This window comes from Psychrobacter sp. TWP2-1-2, from assembly GCF_049896785.1.
In the GTDB taxonomy this organism is placed as follows: Bacteria; Pseudomonadota; Gammaproteobacteria; order Pseudomonadales; family Moraxellaceae; genus Psychrobacter.
Map to the genome: position 1 here is coordinate 67,464 of NZ_JAFCVA010000003.1, position 19,052 is coordinate 86,515.

Below are 19,052 nucleotides of genomic sequence, written 5' to 3' on the forward strand. Positions count from 1 at the left end.
TGAAAATAAGGCACATTAAAATTCTAGTTTCTGTTTGATTAAGCAGCTTTTTCAGGCTTGTTTTTTATGAGTGTTTTCTATGAGTCATTAGTAAGGCACTCACATCGTGAACTTGCATGGCTTTGGCGCCGCGCGATACGGTAGCGATACCGACACCTAGCTGCTCAGATATCTCGCGCTGGGTGACACCGCGCTCAAGCAAGTCAAAAATGCGGATACGATTGGCGATTTCCTGCTGCTCTTTTTCCGTCAATAGCGCACTGAATAGCAGGTCGATAGCGGTGCTGTCATGACAACTGGCTAAATGGCTTAATAAGCTTTGATAAGGGTCTGTGCTCATAACATTCATCTTAATGGAAAAGAAAAGGGAAGCTTACTTCGTTTCAGTATTCTAGTACGATAGTACATAAAAGGCAAGTAGCCTATGTAGATGTTTTGCTACTGCTGTTAAATGGGTACTGTGTTTTGGAAGATGATTATTTATATAGGATGGATCCTACATTCATAAAGATAAAGCCAGCTAATCTTTATTAACTGGCTTTATCTTTATGAATGGTTAACAGTTCGTTTACAGACCCTAATTAAACGGAAGAGTGCTCACTGGCAAGTTCAATTTGCACCTGCCAATCCTCTATATCCAGCTCATAACAGTTTTTGCCTTCGCCATTGATACGATCTATCACCAAAAAATCAGAGTCACAACCGAGGGCAAGTAGCGGATGATGCCAGACATTGGCGTCATATTGCACACCTTGATGAGATTGGACATAAAACACGGTCAAATCAGCCGCAGACTGTGGCGGCGCACCAGCAGGCGCAACGATGACGATATAATCCTGACTATTCATCGAAAAGAACGCTTGCGTGCCAAACGGATGATATTCCATGACCGATAAGGCAATAGGGAATTCACGCTTTTTGGCGCGGAAGATACTCATGCCGACATCGCCGCCGTCAAGTTTGGCTTCAGCGATGGCGTGATGGCGGCAGGCATAGCCTTTATTGATATGGTAGCTATTTTCAGGCGTCTGTGCTTCCTTGTCATAGGGTTCGATTACGGTGCCGTAGGGCGCAAACTCAGCTTTGGTTAAAGGTCTTGCAACGATCGTAGTCTTCATAAGAGTACTCATGACTTTGCCTTACTTTTGGTGATCACTGTTTATAATTGCTATGAGCTACTTTGCCATAAGCCCGTACGCGAATTAAATCAACATCTGGGAATAAATGACATATTCGAATGAACGATTATGCCGCTATATTGCTCATCGTTCTGAATGCTTTGTTGTTCTGATTATTATTGTTCTTGCGCAGGGCTTATCGTGCTGGGCGAATAAACGGCATATGACGATTCACGTCTTTGTATAGTAAGTATCTAAATGGACCAGGTCCGCCAGCGTAACAAGATTGTGGGCAGAATGCGCGTAGCCACATAAAGTCGCCTGCCTCAACTTCTACCCATTCACCATTTAAGTGATAGACGGCTTTACCTTCTAGGACATATAAACCATGTTCCATGACATGAGTTTCATCAAATGGAATCACGCCACCTGGTTGGAAAGTCACGATATTCACATGCATGTCGTGACGCATATCAGACTGCTCGGTAAATCTGGTGGTTGCCCATACGCCATCAGTACCCGGCATCTCAATTGCTTCAACATCGTGATCGCTGGTTACAAAGGCTTCAGGCACATCAATTCCTTCACAGTGTTGATAAGCTTTACGAATCCAATGGAATTTAACGTGCGTGTCGCTATTGTTTTTTAGCGACCATTTGCAGCCAGGTGGTAAGAATGCATAACCACCTGATTCAAGATGATGCGACACGCCTTCGATAGTCATGTCCATTTCGCCTTCAACGATGAATATAACCCCTTCAGCGTTTGCATCTAGCTCAGGCTTTTCTGAGCCGCCATTAGGCTCAACTTCAACGATATACTGTGAAAAAGTCTCAGAGAAACCTGAAAGTGGGCGTGCAAGCACCCACATGCGCATACCTGTCCAAAACGGCAGATAGCTAATAACAATGTCGGTCAGTACACGTTTGGGAATAATTGCATAAGCTTCGGTGAAGATAGCGCGATCAGATAGCAGTTGTGTTTGTGGAGGTAATCCGCCAGTGGGTGCGTAATAAGTACTCTTTGTTGACATTGTTGATGTTCCTTAGTGGTGTTGTGCCGCAATAAATTTGTGTCTAAACGTATGGTTACATCCAGTTTGCAGTGTTATCGGCAGTGGCTGGATGGTTTTTATACCAGTGTTTGGCAATGTCATCACGGCGGCATACCCACACATCGGGCTTGCTGGTGATATATTGCAAAAACTTTTTGAGGGCAACGATGCGACCGGCGCGACCAATGATGCGGCAGTGCAAACCGATTGTCAGCATCTTGGGTGTGTGTGCGCCTTCCTCGTATAAGGTATCAAAGCTGTCTTTTAAGTATTGATAAAAAGGCTCGGCGTTGGTAAAGCCTGGGCTTGATGCAAAGCGCATGTCATTGGTCTCTAAGGTATAGGGAATGACCAAATGCGGCTTACGAGCGATTTTGTTACCGTCTTCTACTTTGACATTGAGCCAGTAAGGGAGCTCATCCGCGTAAGAGTCTGAGTCATAAATATAGCCACCTTGTTCGGCGACCAACTCACGAGTATTCGGGCTATCTCGTCCCGTGTACCAACCAAGCGGCTGACCACCGATCATGCGTTCGAATATTTCAGTGGCACGGCGCACATGCTCGCGCTCGGTCTCGCGGTACATATTTTGATAAGTAATCCAGCGTAGACCGTGACTGGCGATTTCGTGCCCATCTTCTAATACTCGCTCGATAATATGCGGTGTTTTTTCGGCAGCAGCAGCGCAAGTGAAGGTCGTAATAGGCAAACCATATTCTTTAAAAGTGTCTAATACTCGCCAAACACCCACACGGCTACCATACTCAAATGCCGACTCAATCGACTGATGACGATTGTTAAACTCTGGCGTACCCAAGACATCCGATAAAAACCGCTCTGATTGACCGTCACCATGAATCACGCTATTTTCTGCGCCTTCTTCGATATTGAGGACGAACTGTACAGCGATTTTAGCGCTGCCTGGCCAGCTGGCTTTTGGCGGCTTGTCAGCATAGCCTTTTAAGTCGCGAGGGTAGGCGTCTTGATTGAAATCGCTGATTATTTTTTTGGTCATTGTCAATATATCCTAAATATTTTAAAGCAACTTAAGTCAATTAAAGCAAAATAAGGCGTAACTTTGGATCCATATAATATTTATCTACGGCCTTTATTTATAACCCTGATGCATAAGCCACCATTTGCTGACGTTCTTCATCCGTCAATTTTGTGAGATTACCCAGTGGCATATAGCCTGTTTGTACAGCAGTGACGATTTTTGCTTTATGAGTTTTCATGTCGGTTGGTGTCTGCAAGATGATACCAGCTGGCGGCGCGGCAAATCCTTGCTGAGTAGGCTGAGCGGCATGGCACGTGCTACAGCGCGTGTGCACGACATCCATAATGGCATCATCAGCAGAGGCAGTTACTGGCACGACGTCGGCAGTGATATTTTCATTTGAGGCTGCATCAGTGCTTATAGTAGAATCGTCGACTGCACTAGCAGTAGTTGTTGGTGGCACATTATCTGGTGTCGCCGTTTCAGCAGTGACAGCAGTGACAGCAGGTAATGGCTCAATTGGTTCTGGGCGCATCCAAATAATTAATAATACGGTTAAGACAGCAGGGATGACCAAATAACGCGGCTTATGATTGTCCAAGTGCTTTTGGTTAAAATAGTGACGTACAATAGCCGTGATGATACCCACAAATACCAATACCAACCAGCCGTGAGCATGAGAGTACATCATCGGATAATGGTTGCTAATCATGGTAAAGATCAGCGGTAAGGTAAAATAGTTGTTCATCAGCGAGCGGTTTTTTGCTTGTAGTGCCAAGTCCGCTACTTCTTTGCCTGGTTTTTCGCCACGCCTCACGCATTCTACCAGCGCTCGTTGAGCAGGCATGATGCCAAAGAACACATTACCTGCCATCACAGTACCTAAGATAGCACCGATATGAATGAACGAAGCACGGTCACTAAATAGCTGATAAGAACCCCAGCAGGCGATGATTAATAGGATAAAAATAATGGTGCTAAAAATGAAGGAGTTTTTGCCCAAGTGGCTGCGGACAATCACTTCATAAATGAAATAGCTGCCGAATAAAAATAACAAACTGGTCGAGATGGCACCGATACTACTACCAAAATCGACTTTGCTGGGATCAATCAAGTAGGCAGTCGCATTGGCATAATAGACGATAGAGAGCATCGCCATACCCGTCAGCCAAGTAGTATAAGCTTCCCATTTAAACCAGTGCAGGGTCTTTGGCATCTCTTCGGGTTCAAGCTTGTATTTGGCAATTTCATAAAAGCCGCCACCATGTACCGCCCATAGGTCGCCTGAAATGCCTTTGTCAGCCTTCCACTGTGGTGGTTTACGTAAACTAAGATCTAGCCAAACAAAGTAAAAAGACGCACCAATCCATGCCACGCCAGCGATGACGTGGAACCAGCGAAAAAATAAGTTAAACCAATCGAGATAATAAGCGCCCATGTTGCAAATGTCCTTTTTACAATTTTCTTTTGTTCAGCTTTTTTCAATCTTTCGACGCGTTTTGCTAAGGCGACGTTCTTTTATGAGGTTCTTTTATATGGTGATGCTACATAACTACATAACTAAGAGCCGCGGTATGTGCTGTAGCCATGTGCGCTAAGCAATAGCGGTACATGATAGTGACCGTTATCACTTATCATAAAATCGATGACTACTTGTGGATAAAAAGCCGTGAGATTTTGTGCATCGAAATAAGACTGCGTATCAAAGGTTAAGGTATAACGACCAACATCTAAGTGATATTCAGCAATATCAATCGTTGGGTCAAACGACCAGCTATCTGGTGCCACGCGTCCATCCGCGTTGGTGACGCCCTTGGCTAATAAAGATGCCTCGCCACTTGCGCTTACGCGATCTAGCGTCACGGCAATACCAGCGGCTGGTTTGCCCAAGTGGGTATCTAAAATATGCGATGAGAGAGTACCTGACATAATAATTCCTTTTATATAAATGAGTCAGATGGGCTGAATGCGTTAAGCGTCACTCAGCAGTTTCTGTAAACGTAAGCGGGTAATTTTATTTTGCTCAGCCGCCGCATTGACCAGCTCAGTAGCGCGATCATTGGGCAGGCGTGCTAACAATAAATCGAGCATTTGCTGCGCGCTCTTACCAGTGGCAAATACGATAAAGATAAAGCCAAATTTATCAAGGTAGTCTTGATTGCCTTGAGCCAAAGCTTCAATCACCTCGTCATTGGCATCATTGGCACCCGACTGCTCATGGGCAGCACTGTCTTGAGTGTTGCGATATTTTTCTTTTAACGAGTCGACATTGCCTATTTGTGGATGACCATCAAAAGCCTCTAGTAACTGGGCTTCTTCTGTTTGTGCTTGTTGCCAAGTGTGGTCACTATGGGCAAGTAGTGTAGATATATCTGAAAAAGGACGCTTTTTTTCTAAAGCCTGCGCCCAATGGGTGCTGGTACAGCAGGTCAATAGATGTGAAATTGCCTCAGCTGTTGAGAGCTCATTAAACTGCTGTAAAGATAATTTCACAATGACATCCTTTTCTTTGCTGACAAAAGCAGTGGAGTAACATTTCTCGATAACATCTCATGCTAAAGTAGTATTTATCGAATAATAATTGGTTTACTATGAGCTATTCTGCTTAAACCTGACCATTTGGTCAACTACTTTATGCAAATATTTTATTTAGACTGGTGATATTTCATAAAAATTAGCATATGAATCCAGTTATTGGCTGGGATATGGCTCTTTATTCATCACAATAATGACAGGTAACATTTATCATGGCTCAACATAACGATATAGAACCACAAGCCGCGTCTGACGCACCTGTACAGCGCAATCAGCAAGATATCCGCGCCCACAATCAAACCGTCATTTTGGCGGCGGCAGAAGAGGAGTTCGTGCTGCAAGGTTTTCGCGGTGCGACGATGCAAGGTATTGCCGATAGAGCCGAGCTGCCAAAAGCCAACGTGCATTACTACTTTAAGAATAAAAAAAATCTGTACCAAGCCGTGCTGCATTCTATTATTCAAGAGTGGAATGATGGCTTGGTCGCTATGAGTGTCGATAGTGACCCTAAAACGGTCATCGAAAAGTTTGTCCGTACCAAATTGCATCAAGCGTTTGCTCATCCCAATCGCCATAAATTGTTTGCGCTGGAAGTCATCGGCGGTGCTCCTCATCTGCATGAATTTATGTCGGCGACCATGAAGGAGTGGGCGCTAGACAAGGCACAAGTGATGAAAACTTGGCATGAGCAAGGCAAAATTGGCATCGCTGACCCTTTACAGCTATTGATTTTGATTTGGGCAACGACGCAGCGATATGCTGAATTTGAGACAGAAATTGTCGGTTTGATGGAAAAGAGTGAGTACGATCAGCAGGATGAAGCGCGGGCGGCAGACTTTCTAGTGCCGTTTATTTTGCGTGGCTGTGGTCTTGAGTAGTGCTTATGTATTATTATTTTACGTCTATCACATGCCCTTAATACGAAAGCATTCTGAATGTTTTCGTATTAAGGAGCGCTAAAAGAGTCAATGTCCAGAACCAGAACAGCAATGCTGATTGGTAAAGAATTTGACTATCCTAACGTACGTTTAAGAAGCCTTTTGTCTAAGAGGCTTTAGACCGTCATCCAGATGCTGCTCTGCTGTATCAAATTCGACACCGTAGTTTTTGGGCAAAATCATATCGAGAGTAATGGCCACAATACCTGACATAGTAACCGCCGAACCAAAGATATTACGGAAAAGCTGAGGCGCTTGTGCGAATACATCAGGAACAAAAGCCACGCCCATGGACAGACCTAGCGAAGTGGCAATAATTAAGATATTTCGATGGGTAAAGTTGACCGTTGATAGGATGCGAATACCAGCGGTCGCTACCGTTGCAAACATCAATAACGTCACACCGCCAACGACTGGTTTTGGCAATTGGGTAAAGATAGCACCCAAAATAGGGAATAGCCCCATAGTGAACAAGATAGCCCCAACATAAAAGCCCACATAGCGACTGGCAATACCAGTCATCTGAATCACGCCGTTGTTTTGGCTAAAAGTCGTCACTGGGAACGTGTTAAACACCGCCGCAATTAATGAGTTGACACCGTCTCCCAATACGCCACCTTTAATACGTTTCTCGTATAGAGGTCCTTTAATGGGTTCGCCCGATATCATCGAAGTCGCCGTCAAATCACCAGAGGTTTCAATACTGGTAATGACATACATAAAGGCGATAGGAATAAAAGCCTGCCAATCAAACCCAAAGCCAAACTTGAATGGTACAGGTAGCGTAAAAATAGGGGCATCAGAGACCAAAGAGAAATCAATACGTCCCATAAGAATGGCTGCGATCAGACCAAGCATCAACCCTATAAAAATAGCACTGGAGCGAATGACTTTATTATTAACAATACTAATCAACACCACACTGACCAAGACCCCGCCACCGAGCAACAGATTCTGTATACTCCCGAAATCTTCAGCGCCCACGCCGCCTGCCAAATCCGTCAGACCAACCTTGGTTAATGACAGACCGATGGTCACAATCACACAACCCGTCACGATAGGGCTCATCAGAGATTTGAGTTTGGTGATGAATTGGCTTAAGAAAATCTCAACGAAGGCACCAAGAAAGGAGACGCCAAAGATAACAGAGAGAATCTCCTCCGGACTCCCGCCTTTGTTTTTTACCACAAAACCTGCCGCCAATACCGCGGCCAAGAAGCCAAAACTGGTTCCTTGTAACGCCATAAGACCGGAACCTACTGGTCCAACTTTATGGGTCTGAATAAAGGTAGCGACCCCTGATACCATCAATGACATGCTGATGAGATAAGGGATATGTTCACCCAGACCCAAGACGCCACCTATGATTAATGAGGGGGTGATGATACCGACAAAGCTGGCAAGTACATGTTGTACTGCGCCCAAAAAGGCTTTTGTAGGGGTAGGGCGGTCATGCAATCCGTATAGTAAATCGGGGTTCCCTTGAATGTGTTCGCTCATCTTGGCTTCCTCCTAAAGTGACTTTTAGTCCAAGCTCTGTGGAGAGCGCTAAGCAGTGTGATGAATTTAGAGATGGATATCGACACACCGTTTATTTTCATATTGCTTAGTTGTCTCACAAAGAGTCGCACTTATCCTTGTGCTAATAAATATCAGCAGCTAGCTATTATTTATCAATATGACTAATAGTCGTAGGTTTAAACCTGACTAATTGGTCAGCTATCTAAGGGTATAGTGAAAGGGTTGGCTATTGCAACGTTTTTTTTCATGTTGATGGCTTTATTTTTTAAATAATAACAGTCTATTAGACGAACATAGCGCAGCGGATTTGGTTTGCTGGCCATTTCTACTCGTCTAAAAACAGTAAGCAACAAAACGGAATAAGTCAGCCAGATTTAGCGCTATTTTTTAATATTAAATTTCTCGCATTAATTATTGCCAAATTGTTAATACTTCGTTATTATGCCTCTCATTATTTAAATGCTAACAATTATCATTAACATTGTTATTCGTATGAAAGGTTTTGGCTTTGTCAAGACTCCAATCGTCTAAAAAATGGTTTTCAACAATAAGCGGTGCAACTGCCACAAGCTGTGCTCAACAGTAAATAGCTTTTAAAAATTCTAATTTGTGATAGTCAACAAGGTGAGTGTGTTATGCGTGAAGTAAAGTTATCAAAACTATCTAGTCAAATGACGGTATTGTCCATGGGCGTGGCAGCGGTATTATGGTCACAAGCAGTCAGTGCAGCACCTGCAGAAGACATGCCAAGCACCACGTTGCAGACCATTACGGTGACAGCCAATAGCTCAGTACGTGATAAAGTGCAAACCGATTCTGTTTACATAGAAGACTATACGCCAGCACAGCAAGCCAGCCATTTAAGCGATTTTTTGAATGTCGTTCCTGGAGTTACGGTAGGTGGTACCTCTGCGGTCAATCAGCGTATTCGTATTCGTGGTCTTGAAGACAGCAACCTAAAAGTCACTATCGATGGGGCGCGTCAAGAAGGCAAACTTTTTTATCATATGGGTGACATTACTATTGACCCTGACTTGCTTAAGCAAGCAGATGTCTCAGTCGGTAATAACTCAGTGACGCTCGGTAACGATGCGATTGGCGGGGCGGTGGCTTTTAAAACCGTTGATGCAGTGGATTTGCTGAAACCGGGTCAAAGAATAGGAGCTAAAGTTCACGCAGGCTATGCCAGTAATAATGACGAGCTACTAACGTCAACGACTGTATATGCCGCACCAACGGACAATGTTGACTTACTGGCTTACTATGGCAAGCGTGATAGCGATTCTGGCGAAGATGGTAACGGTCGTGAGCTGTTTGAAGACAGTAAAACTGAAAGCATCTTATTAAAGGCGGGTGCTTATATTGCGGATGACCATCATATTGGCGCAAATTTCAGCCAAACTGAAAAGAAGGGTATTTTCCCATTTCGCCCTGATTTTCCGAGACTTCCTAATGATAAAGGTCCTGATGTAATCCCACAACAAGTAAAGCGCGATACTTATGGTATTGATTATAGCTTTAATCCTAGTAATCCACTGATTGATATAGATACCAACGTGTATCAGACCAAAACGCAGATTTTACGTGATTCTAAATATGCAGGTAGCTTTGATTTTAACGCTGAAGTTCAAACCACAGGCGCAAAAATCCAAAACACCAGTGACATTGCTACGAATGTTGGCACACACAAACTTATCTCTGGTATTGAGCACTACAAAAAAGAATCGGAGATGGAGCGCGACTTCGTCAAAGCAGGGTCAGACGAGGCAACCAATACATCAGTATATCTAGAAGACCAATGGAAAAATGGTAAGCTCACTTTAACACCTGGTGTGCGTTATGACCGCTACAAATCTCCTGAGTTTATCTCTGGTGGCAAAACCTATGATAATGTCGTCGGGGCACTTGCCGCAAGCTATGAGATTGCACCATTGACGCAAGTATTTGCAAGCTACACGCAGTTATTTAATGGTCCTGATTTAAGCCAAACCATTTTTAATTCAAATGGTGACAAAACTTACGTTAATAATGACTTAAAAGCAGAAGAAGGGTCTAATGCTGAAGTGGGTATCGTTACAACGTTACGCGACCTAACGGTAGCCGGTGATGCACTACAACTAAGCGGTAAGTACTTTGAAACCGATATCGAAAACTACATCGAATTTGTTCGTTCCGGCGGCACTCGCGTTGGCTTAGACTGTGTCACTGGACAATTAGGTGGTGAATGTCAAGGCGTCATCAATAAAGATGAAGATTTTAAAATTAAAGGGGTTGAGCTCGCTGCCGACTATAAAATGAATAACTTTAGTATGGGTTTGAGCTATTCACGCGCACGCAGCGAAGGTGAAAAAACGGGCTACAGCATTCCTTCAGTGACTGGAAGCAGCTCAGAATCAGGCGATAAATATATGGTCAATCTGGCTTATGCCCCAACAGAGACCACAGATATCGGCTGGCGCAGTACGTATGTCGCTTCAGTGATGCCGAATACGTCTGAAAATGAGATTGAAAAACCAAGCTATAATGTTCATGATATCTTTATGAACTATTCGCCAAAACAAGTTGATGGATTAAAAGCCACGCTTGGCGTTTATAATCTTTTCGATGAAGCTTATGCGAGTCACTCATCTCGTCTAAATCCGATTGATGATGTTGCTACTGACTTTGAGAAAGGTCGTAATATCAAAGCGTCATTGACGTATCAGTTCTAATCTTATTGTCACTTGATGATAGATGAAAGGGCCAGCTGTCTGTACAAGATAGCTGGCTTTTTTATGGTCAGTAAATGGTGAAGCATGCGATAGCAATTACAACTTTTTTTAAATACCAATAAAAATAACCAATGAATAAAGAAACGATGAATAAAAAACTAATACTAATGACTTTATTTCCCCTTACGTTGCGTCAGAGCTGTTTATGGATTCATCGTTATACTGGGCTTGCGACGGCCGCCTTTTTGATCATTGCTGGTATCACGGGCACGCTATTGGCGTTTCATGATGAGCTGGATGATGTGTTTAATCACAAGCTGGCAAATATTGAAGCGCAACACAAGCCGCCACTACCGATCGCCACACTGCATGATGCTGTTATCAGTGTCTATCCACAGTATCAATTTTCTAGTATGCCAACGTTAGTAGAGCCTAACAAATCAGCGGTTTTTTCGGTAGATAGAACGCGAGGTCAGGCAGCAGAGAATGCTCCTAAAGCCCCATTTCAAGAGGTATATGTCGATCCCTTTACGAGTGAAATCATCGGTACGCGTGATAAAGAGGCGTGGGCATGGCGCAATACGATGTACAAGGTATTTTGGTTCCACCGTGATTTATTGCTAGGTGATATCGGCAAATTAATACTGGGTATCGTATCTTTAATTTGGACGATTAATTGTTTCATCGGCTTTTATTTAACCTTTCCAAGAGCAGTTAGTGCCAATAAATCTCAACAAACCGCATTGAGAAAACCATCTGGCAAACTCCGCGCTTCATTTTTTAAACGCTGGCTACCTGCTTGGAAAATCCGCCGAAAAACCAATACTTTTAAGCTCAATTATGATTTGCATCATGCGTTTGGCTTATGGCTCTGGCTCATGTTGTTTGTCATTGCGTGGTCGAGTGTTGGTTTTAATTTAAAATTGGTATATCAGCCTGTAATGCAAGCGCTGGTAGGACTTGAAGGTAGAGATGAAAGCAAAGGAAAGAAACAAAATAAGCCTGCGATAAACACTGAATCTAGTAGCGATGAGGCGACTACTGTTGGCACTAATATGAACAGTACTAATAAGGTAGACAAGGCTAATAGTATTGCTTATTTAAGCAGGAAGGCAGAGATCGCCGCACAAAAAAATGGCGTTAGCGTCCAGCAGCTATTGGGAGTGCGTTGGGTAGAAGAGGACAATCAATGGCAAATGCGCTTTAAAACCAATAAAGATATCGGTAAAAAAGGGGGTGCGTCATCTATCACGGTTGACGCCGCAACAGGCAATGTCGAGCGTGTTAATTTTGGGTATCAAAGCTCATTTGGTAATCAAGCTGATCAATGGATGGCAACGCTACACATGGGTCATATCAGCTATGGCGTAGGTCATTTGTTGTATCAAATATTTTTAGCATTGACGGGGTTAGCCGTGGCGGTCTTATCTGGCACAGGTGTTTATCTGTGGGTCAAAGGGCGTCAAAGTCGGTTAAAGCAAAGGCAAAAATTGACGGTTAAAGACAACTCTTTGAAGCGGTTACGCGAAACCAGCCATTAAAGAGCAACTATAAGATATGCTGTACTTAAACCGCATCGACAATCACTGGGCGACCTTGATGACTGAGCACGGTAACATCGACGTTATACAGATCCTTCATGGTTGCTTGGGTGATGACCTCTGCAGGTTGACCGACAGCCATCACCTGACCCTCTTTCATAGTGACCACGGTATCGGCAAATTGTGCGGCTTGATTGATATCGTGCAGCACGATGACCACCGTTTTTTGCTGGCTATGGCTTAACTCACGCAGCTCACGCATCAGGCGACCAGCATGATACATATCCAAATTATTGAGCGGCTCATCGAGTAATAAATACGGCGTATCTTGGCAAACAATCATCGCAATTAACACCCGCTGACGCTGACCACCCGATAGTGTCGATAAAAAACGCTCGGCTAATGGCGCAAGCTCAAAACGTTCGATAATTTCTTGCACTTTTTGCTGATCATCAGCCGTCGGCTGTCCTTGATGATAAGGGTAACGACCAAACATCAGCAGCTCATGTACGCGCAATCGCCCTTGTACTTGGTTGTCTTGTCCAAGCATCGCCACAGTTTTGGACAAGGTTCGCGCATGACAGCTAACAATATCACGTTCCTCATTATCTACGGCAAAACTGACCTGTCCCGACTGTAGCGGTTGCAAGCGTGCCATGACCGAAAATAAAGTAGATTTACCCGCGCCATTGGGACCAATCAGGGCAATCACTTGGGCGCTTGGTAACGACAATGTAATGTTATGAAGAATTTGCTGTTTGCCAATATGGTGCGAGATGTTATTGAGTTTAATCATAGTGGTTCTTATTTTTACAAAGGATCTGATTTTTCATTACTATATCAATGGTTTTTAGATGATTGGCTACTAGGTCAATGATTATTAGATAAGCGTGGTATTAACGACGCTGAGTCATAAAAATCAATATTAAGAATACCAAACCACCAGCCAATTCAATGACCACCGATAGTACCCCTGCCATGCCCAATAGTTGCTCAAATATCGTCTGACCGAGTACCAAGCAAATCATCGCCACCAAACAGACCAATATCAGACGCTCGCTGTGATACATATGGCGAGCGATACGATTGGTTAGCGCACAAACTAACAGACCAAAGAAAGTCACTGGACCGACCAATGAGGTTGCCGTGGCGACCAATACCGCAATGACCGTTAATAGTCCAAACGCTAGGCGTTGATAATTGATACCGAGGTTAATGGCTTGTGATTTGCCAAGCATCAATACGTCACATTGATAACGCCAGCGCCAGATAAATAGCGCGCTAATGGCACAGATAACAATGCTGATACCAAGCAGCTGCGGATTGACCGTATTAAATTGCGCGTAACTGGCAGATTGCACGACGACGAAATCATCAGGATTGATCAATCTGGCAATCAGGGCTGATAAGCTACGAAACAATACCCCAAAGATAACGCCGACCAATATTAGTCGTGTCAAATCTTGACTGCTTTTTGAAAACAGCAGCTTAAATAATAATAATGACGCGCCAAACATTAAAACAATTTCAAGGGTGAATTTGGCAAGAGGATTGATACTGGTAAAACTTATTGCACCCAAAAAGAAAACCAACAGGCTTTGTAATAAAACGTATAGCGAGTCAAAACCCAACAGTGATGGCGTCAGGATAGGGTTGTGGGTCAAGGTTTGAAACAATAAGGTCGATACGCCAATCGCATAACCGACGACCATTAACGCCAGTAATTTCTTACCTCGAAGTGGTAGCGCAAAGTCCCAATGGCCGTTGACATTGACTGTCAAAAATAGGATGGCTGAGATCAGCAATATGATAGCGGCTATGGATTTTGGGTGACTGACTATAAATGTCCAGAGTCGCGCAAGACAACTTTGTCCAAAAGTAGTTTTGTCGTTATTTTCTGAAGCACTGTCATCTAGAGTGTTATTGGCTGCGGCGCTAGGCTTAGACGGTGAAAACATGCGTAAATCCTATAGTGCTAGGCTTATCTAATCAGACAAAACAACGATAAAAGAAAGAGAAGAGGCAAAGAGGTTTAATCAGTCATTATGAATAAAAAACTTTATAGCGAGTTATTTTATTGTTCAGCAGGCGCACGTAATAATAGCCATAAAAACAGTACCGTACCGACCACCCCAAAAACCGTCGCCACAGGCACTTCAAATGGATAGCGAATCGAGCGTCCAATAATATCGCACAATAGCACTGCCGAAGCGCCCAATAATGCCACCGCTGGTAAGCTACGGCGCAATTTATCCCCCATCAATCGGCTGACGATATTAGGCACGACCAAACCAATAAAAGGAATCATGCCAACGGTGACAACGACAACCGCACTCATCATCGCCACCATGCCAACGCCAACCCATGTCACTTGTCGTTTGCTGATGCCTAAATTGAGCGCGATATTGTCACCCAAACCGACGATAGTCAGTTTGTCAGCAATGATATACGCCAGCACGCACAGTCCGCCTGTCAGCCACAGCAGCTCGTAACGACCTGCTAAGACGCCAGAGAAATCACCAAATTGCCAGACGCTGAGCATCTGTAACGATTCTGTTTGATAGGCGATAAAAGTCGTCACTGCCTCAATGATACCGCCAAAGACGATACCAATCAGTGGGATCATCAAAAAATCCGTCGGCGGAATACGATGAATCAGTAGCATAAACAGCATCATGCCAAATACCGCGGCGATGGTAGCTACACCCATTTTGACAATGAGCGCACTGGCTGGAAATAGTAGGCTAACTACCAGTAATCCCAGTGCGGCGCTTTGAGTTGCACCGACCATCGATGGCTCAACGAAGCGGTTTTTGAGCACCACTTGAATAATCATCCCAGCAACTGCCATGGAAACACCGGTCAAGATAATAGCGATGGTACGCGGTAGGCGACTGACCAGTAGCAGTGAGCTGTCGGAGTTGGCGCTATGGTTGATAAGGCTGTGAAATATACCTGACCACGAAAAATCAGCCACACCAATTGATAAGCTTAATAACACCAAAAGCCCCATAATAATGAGGCTGCCCGTGTTGATGAGCCACGGCGGTATAGAAGCACGGCGATTTTTAGAACTTAGACCACGGCTTGCGCTTTTTTGCCAACTCGTTGATGCGGCTGGTAAAGTAGGGCGGGCTTTGACGCTGGTCTGCGCACGAGAGGAAAATAACGGCATATCAGCTACTGGCTTAAAGTGAGGGTTGGCAACTGACAGTGATGACAGTTGCCTAAAAATGAATGACGCTCATTTAACGCATCATCTATTTAGCGTTAGCAAAAGCCTCTTTAATGGTCGTCAAATCCTGCATCCATTGATAATAACCGCCAAAGGCAAGATATGAGTCTGGGCTAAGGTAAACCACTTGATTTTTACTCCATGCGTTGGTTTGCGCGACCAATGGATTGTCCAATACGGCTTTGGCACCAGCACCATCTTCACCAATGGCGGCACTGCGATCGACGACGAATAACCAGTCTGGATTGGTTTTTTGTATGTATTCAAACGAGATTGGCTGACCGTGGCGCGCATCGGCGATTTGGTCATCTGCCATTGGAATATCCAGCACGGTATGGATGAAACCGTAGCGTGATTTGTCGCCGTAGGCAGACAGCTTATTGCCATTGACCATGACCACTAAGCCTTTACCTTTATCTTTGGTTAATGTTTTAGTCTCATCAATGAGCCTGTCGATATTGCCTTGCAGTTTCGCTGCTTGAGCACTTTTACCGAACAATGCACCCAAATCATGCAAACGCTGCTTGCTCGATTCATAGATATTTGCCGTATCAATCGTCATGTCGAGCGTTGGCGCAATACTGGATAGCGCATCATATTTTTCTGCCATGCGTGAGCCGACCAAGATAGCTTGCGGCTGCATCGCGTTCAACGCCTCAAGATCTGGCTCAAATACGGTGCCGACTGTTTTTGGTTCAGGCTGTGTTTTAGAGTGTAAATTGTCTAATTTTAGACCGCTTGGCATGCCATCGACAGCAACATCAAGCGCGGCCAAATCCTGCATCAATGTCATATCATAGACCACCAACGGCGATGGATTCATTGCCAAGTCGACATTACCTTTTACCGTGTCGACCGTGATTTTTTCAACAGAGACCGCATCGTTATTAGCGACATTCGAGGCATGATCTGCTGTTTGATTTTCAGTCTTAGCGTCAGCGGGCTCGGAGTCGTTAGATTCAGGTGAGCTACAACCTGTCACACTGATCGTAGCAACCAGTGCGGTCATCATAGCAGTCAGTAAAGAGCGTTTGAAAAAAGGAGTAGAGCGGTTAGGCAATAAAATAATAGACATAAATAACTCAGTATATCAGCTGGTTGGACAAAGGATGTATCAAATAATCGGTCATATAAAAGTAAAAAGAACTTCATCGATGTGATGCTTCACACCATACAATGCTCGACGGTATTACTTTTGACGTTATGATTTTTCATTGGTTGTTTTACGCTTAGCTATTGAGATGTTCAACATGCCTTAATATCTTGAGATTTTGTAATCTTAAAGATTCGCAGTCGATTAGGGGCTATGATAAATTAATTGAGACTCATTATCAATACAAATGATAATGGTTTTTATTACGTCACCGTATTCATGGGGTTTGACTGCCTTGGCACAATAAGTCTGTATAGCGATATTCGAGATAGAATGGTCGAATGACTAAGCAGATTTTGCTTATTAATAACGCTAAATGATTAGCCGATTATTTGCCTGATAAGCAAAATTATTATAAATTTATTATTGATAATAATTATCGTTTGCATTATTATCTACGCCATTCTACCTCGGTTAATGAATATTAGGGTGTTATGAGTTCAACGGATTTAGACGCGCCACCACTTAAATTGATACTCGCAGCTATTATTATAGTGGTGGGCTTGCACGTGCTGACGGCAGTCGCATTGGTGGCGATCAAGACGCCTGAGATAAAAGTTGAACCAAAAAAAGACACGCCACCTATCGAGATAGAGATGGTGACGTTACCTGTCAAAACAGCCGTCCCTGAAGTAGAAAAAGTTCAGGAAGTAACGCCCAAAAAAGCAGTGCCTAAAACAGAGTCAAAACCTGAACCTAAAAAACAAGCACCGTCAAAACCTAAAGCAGCTCCAGTAGTGAAGGCTAAGCAAAATACACCAGAAAAACCGGTGGTAAAAGCCAAAAAGGCTGATATAGCACCTGTCGTAAAAGTAGAAAAAAAGAAGCCGGATATTATTAAAAAAGAGGTGTCGAAAAAGCCAATAGTAGAATCGAAAGTCGATACCTCAATGGCTGATAGTCAACGTGAAGCTGAAGAACGACGTAAGATTCTAGCAGCAGAATCACAAAAGGCCGCTCAAGAAGCCCATGATAGAGCAGTGCAAGACGCTAAGAGAATAGCCGATGCCAAGGCTGCCCGAGAAGCTCAAGCCGAAGCGAATGCCAGAAAAGCAGCAGAAGACAAAGCGGCTAAAGATGCCGCGCAAAAAGCAGCAGCCGCTGCAAGTAATGAACCTGTGAGCTTTACTGCTAGTGCTGCAGACTGGGCATCAGCGCCAAACTTTAGCTTTCCTACTCGCGCCGCTCGTAGAGCATCTTCGGGTGATACATTCAAAGTGGTATTGATATTAAGAGTGAATAAGCAGGGCGGTATTGATAGCGCCCGGGTTGCTCAATCTTCAGGCAATTCAATAGTAGATAAAGAGGCGCAGCGTCAAGTAAGCTCTGGAAAATTCAGACCTTTTACTAAAAATGGCGTGCCAGTCGTCGGTAATGTGACATTACCTGTTACTTATAATGTGCCATAAATACATGGTTATTAGTACCAAGCATCGGCTCAATCGCAAATAATCGAACAATGGTAATAAAATACAAAGGAGTCTGACATGGACTTTATGCAATACTGGCAAATCAGCGACATGGTGACAAAAACTTTGTTCTTTTTGTTGCTTGCTTTATCTATACTTTCTTGGGTGACAGGCATCATTCGTGTGCTACAAAGCCGCAAATTGGCCGCCAATGTTGCAGATGATTTGAGTCAGCAGATTCAAGTAAAACAGGCTGAGATGATAGCAGCAGATGCCACTACTCGCCGTTTGGTTACTGAGCAGGTCTTGCTCAAGCATATTGGTCGTTACCGTTTTGCCAGCGAGCGCGGTTTACCTATTCTTGGGACGACAGCCGCAATTGCGCCATTTATCGGTTTGTTTGGGACGGTATGGGGAATTTTTCATGCGCTACATAACATTGGCATGAGTGGGCAAGCAGGCTTGGGACAAGTAGCAGGGCCAGTCGGTGAGGCACTTATCATGACAGGTTTGGGGATCGCCGTGGCGATTCCAGCCGTGGTATTTTATAACCTTGCAGTGCGTATCAATCGCCGTGTGATGTATCACGCCAACGATAGAGCGCATGACTTATTGGCATGTTCTGCCGAAATGGTCGTTACCCAGCAGCCGTTAACGGACAGCAAATCGACTGTTACCCAAGATTCGTTAGCAAAGGGTATGCACTCAAACACAGCAGATGCTCAGCAAGTGACTCATTATCATAGTTCAGCCGCGTCGCAGCCTTAACGATTATCCATTGATGGGACAGTCCGTTAGGCGATAGTCAAGCGAGCTATATTGCGAATAACCAAATGTATT

17 protein-coding genes are annotated in these 19,052 nt (G+C 44.0%); 5 read left to right on the top strand and 12 right to left on the bottom strand.

Annotation, left to right across the window (positions count from 1 at the left end):
* Window positions 1-64 precede the first annotated feature (64 nt).
* The 7 genes from ACP7AE_RS03790 to uraD all read right to left on the bottom strand — a co-directional run bounded on the left by ACP7AE_RS03790 (window position 65) and on the right by uraD (window position 5,662).
* Complete coding sequence (locus tag ACP7AE_RS03790; RefSeq protein ID WP_426241455.1) at window positions 65-340, bottom strand: Trp family transcriptional regulator; 276 nt, start codon at window positions 338-340, stop codon at window positions 65-67.
* A 241-nt stretch (window positions 341-581) separates the two neighbouring features.
* Window positions 582-1,130: an ureidoglycolate lyase gene (locus tag ACP7AE_RS03795; protein ID WP_426241457.1), complete on the bottom strand. Its 549-nt coding sequence runs from the start codon at window positions 1,128-1,130 to the stop codon at window positions 582-584.
* Between the two features lie 184 nt (window positions 1,131-1,314).
* Window positions 1,315-2,151: a bifunctional allantoicase/(S)-ureidoglycine aminohydrolase gene (locus ACP7AE_RS03800; RefSeq protein WP_426138309.1), complete on the bottom strand. Its 837-nt coding sequence runs from the start codon at window positions 2,149-2,151 to the stop codon at window positions 1,315-1,317.
* A 55-nt stretch (window positions 2,152-2,206) separates the two neighbouring features.
* Window positions 2,207-3,187, bottom strand: coding sequence for an allantoinase PuuE (gene puuE, locus ACP7AE_RS03805; protein ID WP_426241459.1), 981 nt, complete (start codon window positions 3,185-3,187; stop codon window positions 2,207-2,209).
* Between the two features lie 97 nt (window positions 3,188-3,284).
* Window positions 3,285-4,607: a urate hydroxylase PuuD gene (locus ACP7AE_RS03810; protein ID WP_426241461.1), complete on the bottom strand. Its 1,323-nt coding sequence runs from the start codon at window positions 4,605-4,607 to the stop codon at window positions 3,285-3,287.
* Window positions 4,608-4,729: 122 nt separating this feature from the next.
* Window positions 4,730-5,098 carry a hydroxyisourate hydrolase gene (gene uraH / locus ACP7AE_RS03815; RefSeq protein WP_426241463.1) on the bottom strand — a complete coding sequence of 123 codons (369 nt, stop codon included), beginning with the start codon at window positions 5,096-5,098 and terminating at the stop codon, window positions 4,730-4,732.
* Between the two features lie 42 nt (window positions 5,099-5,140).
* Window positions 5,141-5,662 carry a 2-oxo-4-hydroxy-4-carboxy-5-ureidoimidazoline decarboxylase gene (uraD, locus tag ACP7AE_RS03820; protein WP_426241465.1) on the bottom strand — a complete coding sequence of 174 codons (522 nt, stop codon included), beginning with the start codon at window positions 5,660-5,662 and terminating at the stop codon, window positions 5,141-5,143.
* Between the two features lie 254 nt (window positions 5,663-5,916).
* Here uraD and ACP7AE_RS03825 point away from each other — a divergent pair, with 254 nt between their 5' ends.
* Entirely contained in the window at window positions 5,917-6,582 is a 666-nt protein-coding gene (locus tag ACP7AE_RS03825) for a TetR/AcrR family transcriptional regulator (RefSeq protein WP_045444445.1), read from the top strand.
* A gap of 150 nt (window positions 6,583-6,732) precedes the next feature.
* Here ACP7AE_RS03825 and ACP7AE_RS03830 read toward each other — a convergent pair whose 3' ends face one another.
* Window positions 6,733-8,142, bottom strand: a complete 1,410-nt coding sequence (locus ACP7AE_RS03830) for a uracil-xanthine permease family protein (protein ID WP_426241467.1) — start codon at window positions 8,140-8,142, stop codon at window positions 6,733-6,735.
* 656 nt (window positions 8,143-8,798) lie between these two features.
* On the opposite strand from ACP7AE_RS03830, the gene ACP7AE_RS03835 reads away from it, so the two are divergent.
* Both ACP7AE_RS03835 and ACP7AE_RS03840 read left to right on the top strand, forming a co-directional pair.
* Window positions 8,799-10,874: a TonB-dependent receptor domain-containing protein gene (locus tag ACP7AE_RS03835; RefSeq protein WP_426241470.1), complete on the top strand. Its 2,076-nt coding sequence runs from the start codon at window positions 8,799-8,801 to the stop codon at window positions 10,872-10,874.
* A 146-nt stretch (window positions 10,875-11,020) separates the two neighbouring features.
* Window positions 11,021-12,415, top strand: a complete 1,395-nt coding sequence (locus tag ACP7AE_RS03840) for a PepSY-associated TM helix domain-containing protein (protein ID WP_426241472.1) — start codon at window positions 11,021-11,023, stop codon at window positions 12,413-12,415.
* Between the two features lie 25 nt (window positions 12,416-12,440).
* Here ACP7AE_RS03840 and ACP7AE_RS03845 read toward each other — a convergent pair whose 3' ends face one another.
* The 4 genes from ACP7AE_RS03845 to ACP7AE_RS03860 form a co-directional block, all read right to left on the bottom strand.
* On the bottom strand, window positions 12,441-13,211 hold the full coding sequence (locus tag ACP7AE_RS03845) for an ABC transporter ATP-binding protein (RefSeq protein WP_201540218.1): 771 nt from the start codon (window positions 13,209-13,211) through the stop codon (window positions 12,441-12,443).
* 100 nt (window positions 13,212-13,311) lie between these two features.
* Window positions 13,312-14,373 carry an iron chelate uptake ABC transporter family permease subunit gene (locus tag ACP7AE_RS03850; protein WP_201540217.1) on the bottom strand — a complete coding sequence of 354 codons (1,062 nt, stop codon included), beginning with the start codon at window positions 14,371-14,373 and terminating at the stop codon, window positions 13,312-13,314.
* Between the two features lie 116 nt (window positions 14,374-14,489).
* Window positions 14,490-15,590, bottom strand: coding sequence for an ABC transporter permease (locus tag ACP7AE_RS03855; RefSeq protein ID WP_201540216.1), 1,101 nt, complete (start codon window positions 15,588-15,590; stop codon window positions 14,490-14,492).
* Window positions 15,591-15,675: 85 nt separating this feature from the next.
* Entirely contained in the window at window positions 15,676-16,725 is a 1,050-nt protein-coding gene (locus tag ACP7AE_RS03860) for a siderophore ABC transporter substrate-binding protein (protein WP_426241475.1), read from the bottom strand.
* A 512-nt stretch (window positions 16,726-17,237) separates the two neighbouring features.
* Between ACP7AE_RS03860 and ACP7AE_RS03865 the strand changes: the two genes are divergently transcribed.
* Together ACP7AE_RS03865 and ACP7AE_RS03870 are read left to right on the top strand one after the other, a co-directional pair.
* On the top strand, window positions 17,238-18,212 hold the full coding sequence (locus tag ACP7AE_RS03865; protein ID WP_426241477.1) for a TonB family protein: 975 nt from the start codon (window positions 17,238-17,240) through the stop codon (window positions 18,210-18,212).
* Window positions 18,213-18,290: 78 nt separating this feature from the next.
* The gene (locus tag ACP7AE_RS03870) at window positions 18,291-18,980 is read left to right on the top strand and encodes a MotA/TolQ/ExbB proton channel family protein (RefSeq protein WP_426241479.1); all 690 of its coding nucleotides are present in this window, start codon (window positions 18,291-18,293) and stop codon (window positions 18,978-18,980) included.
* The last annotated feature ends 72 nt before the right edge of the window (window positions 18,981-19,052 follow it).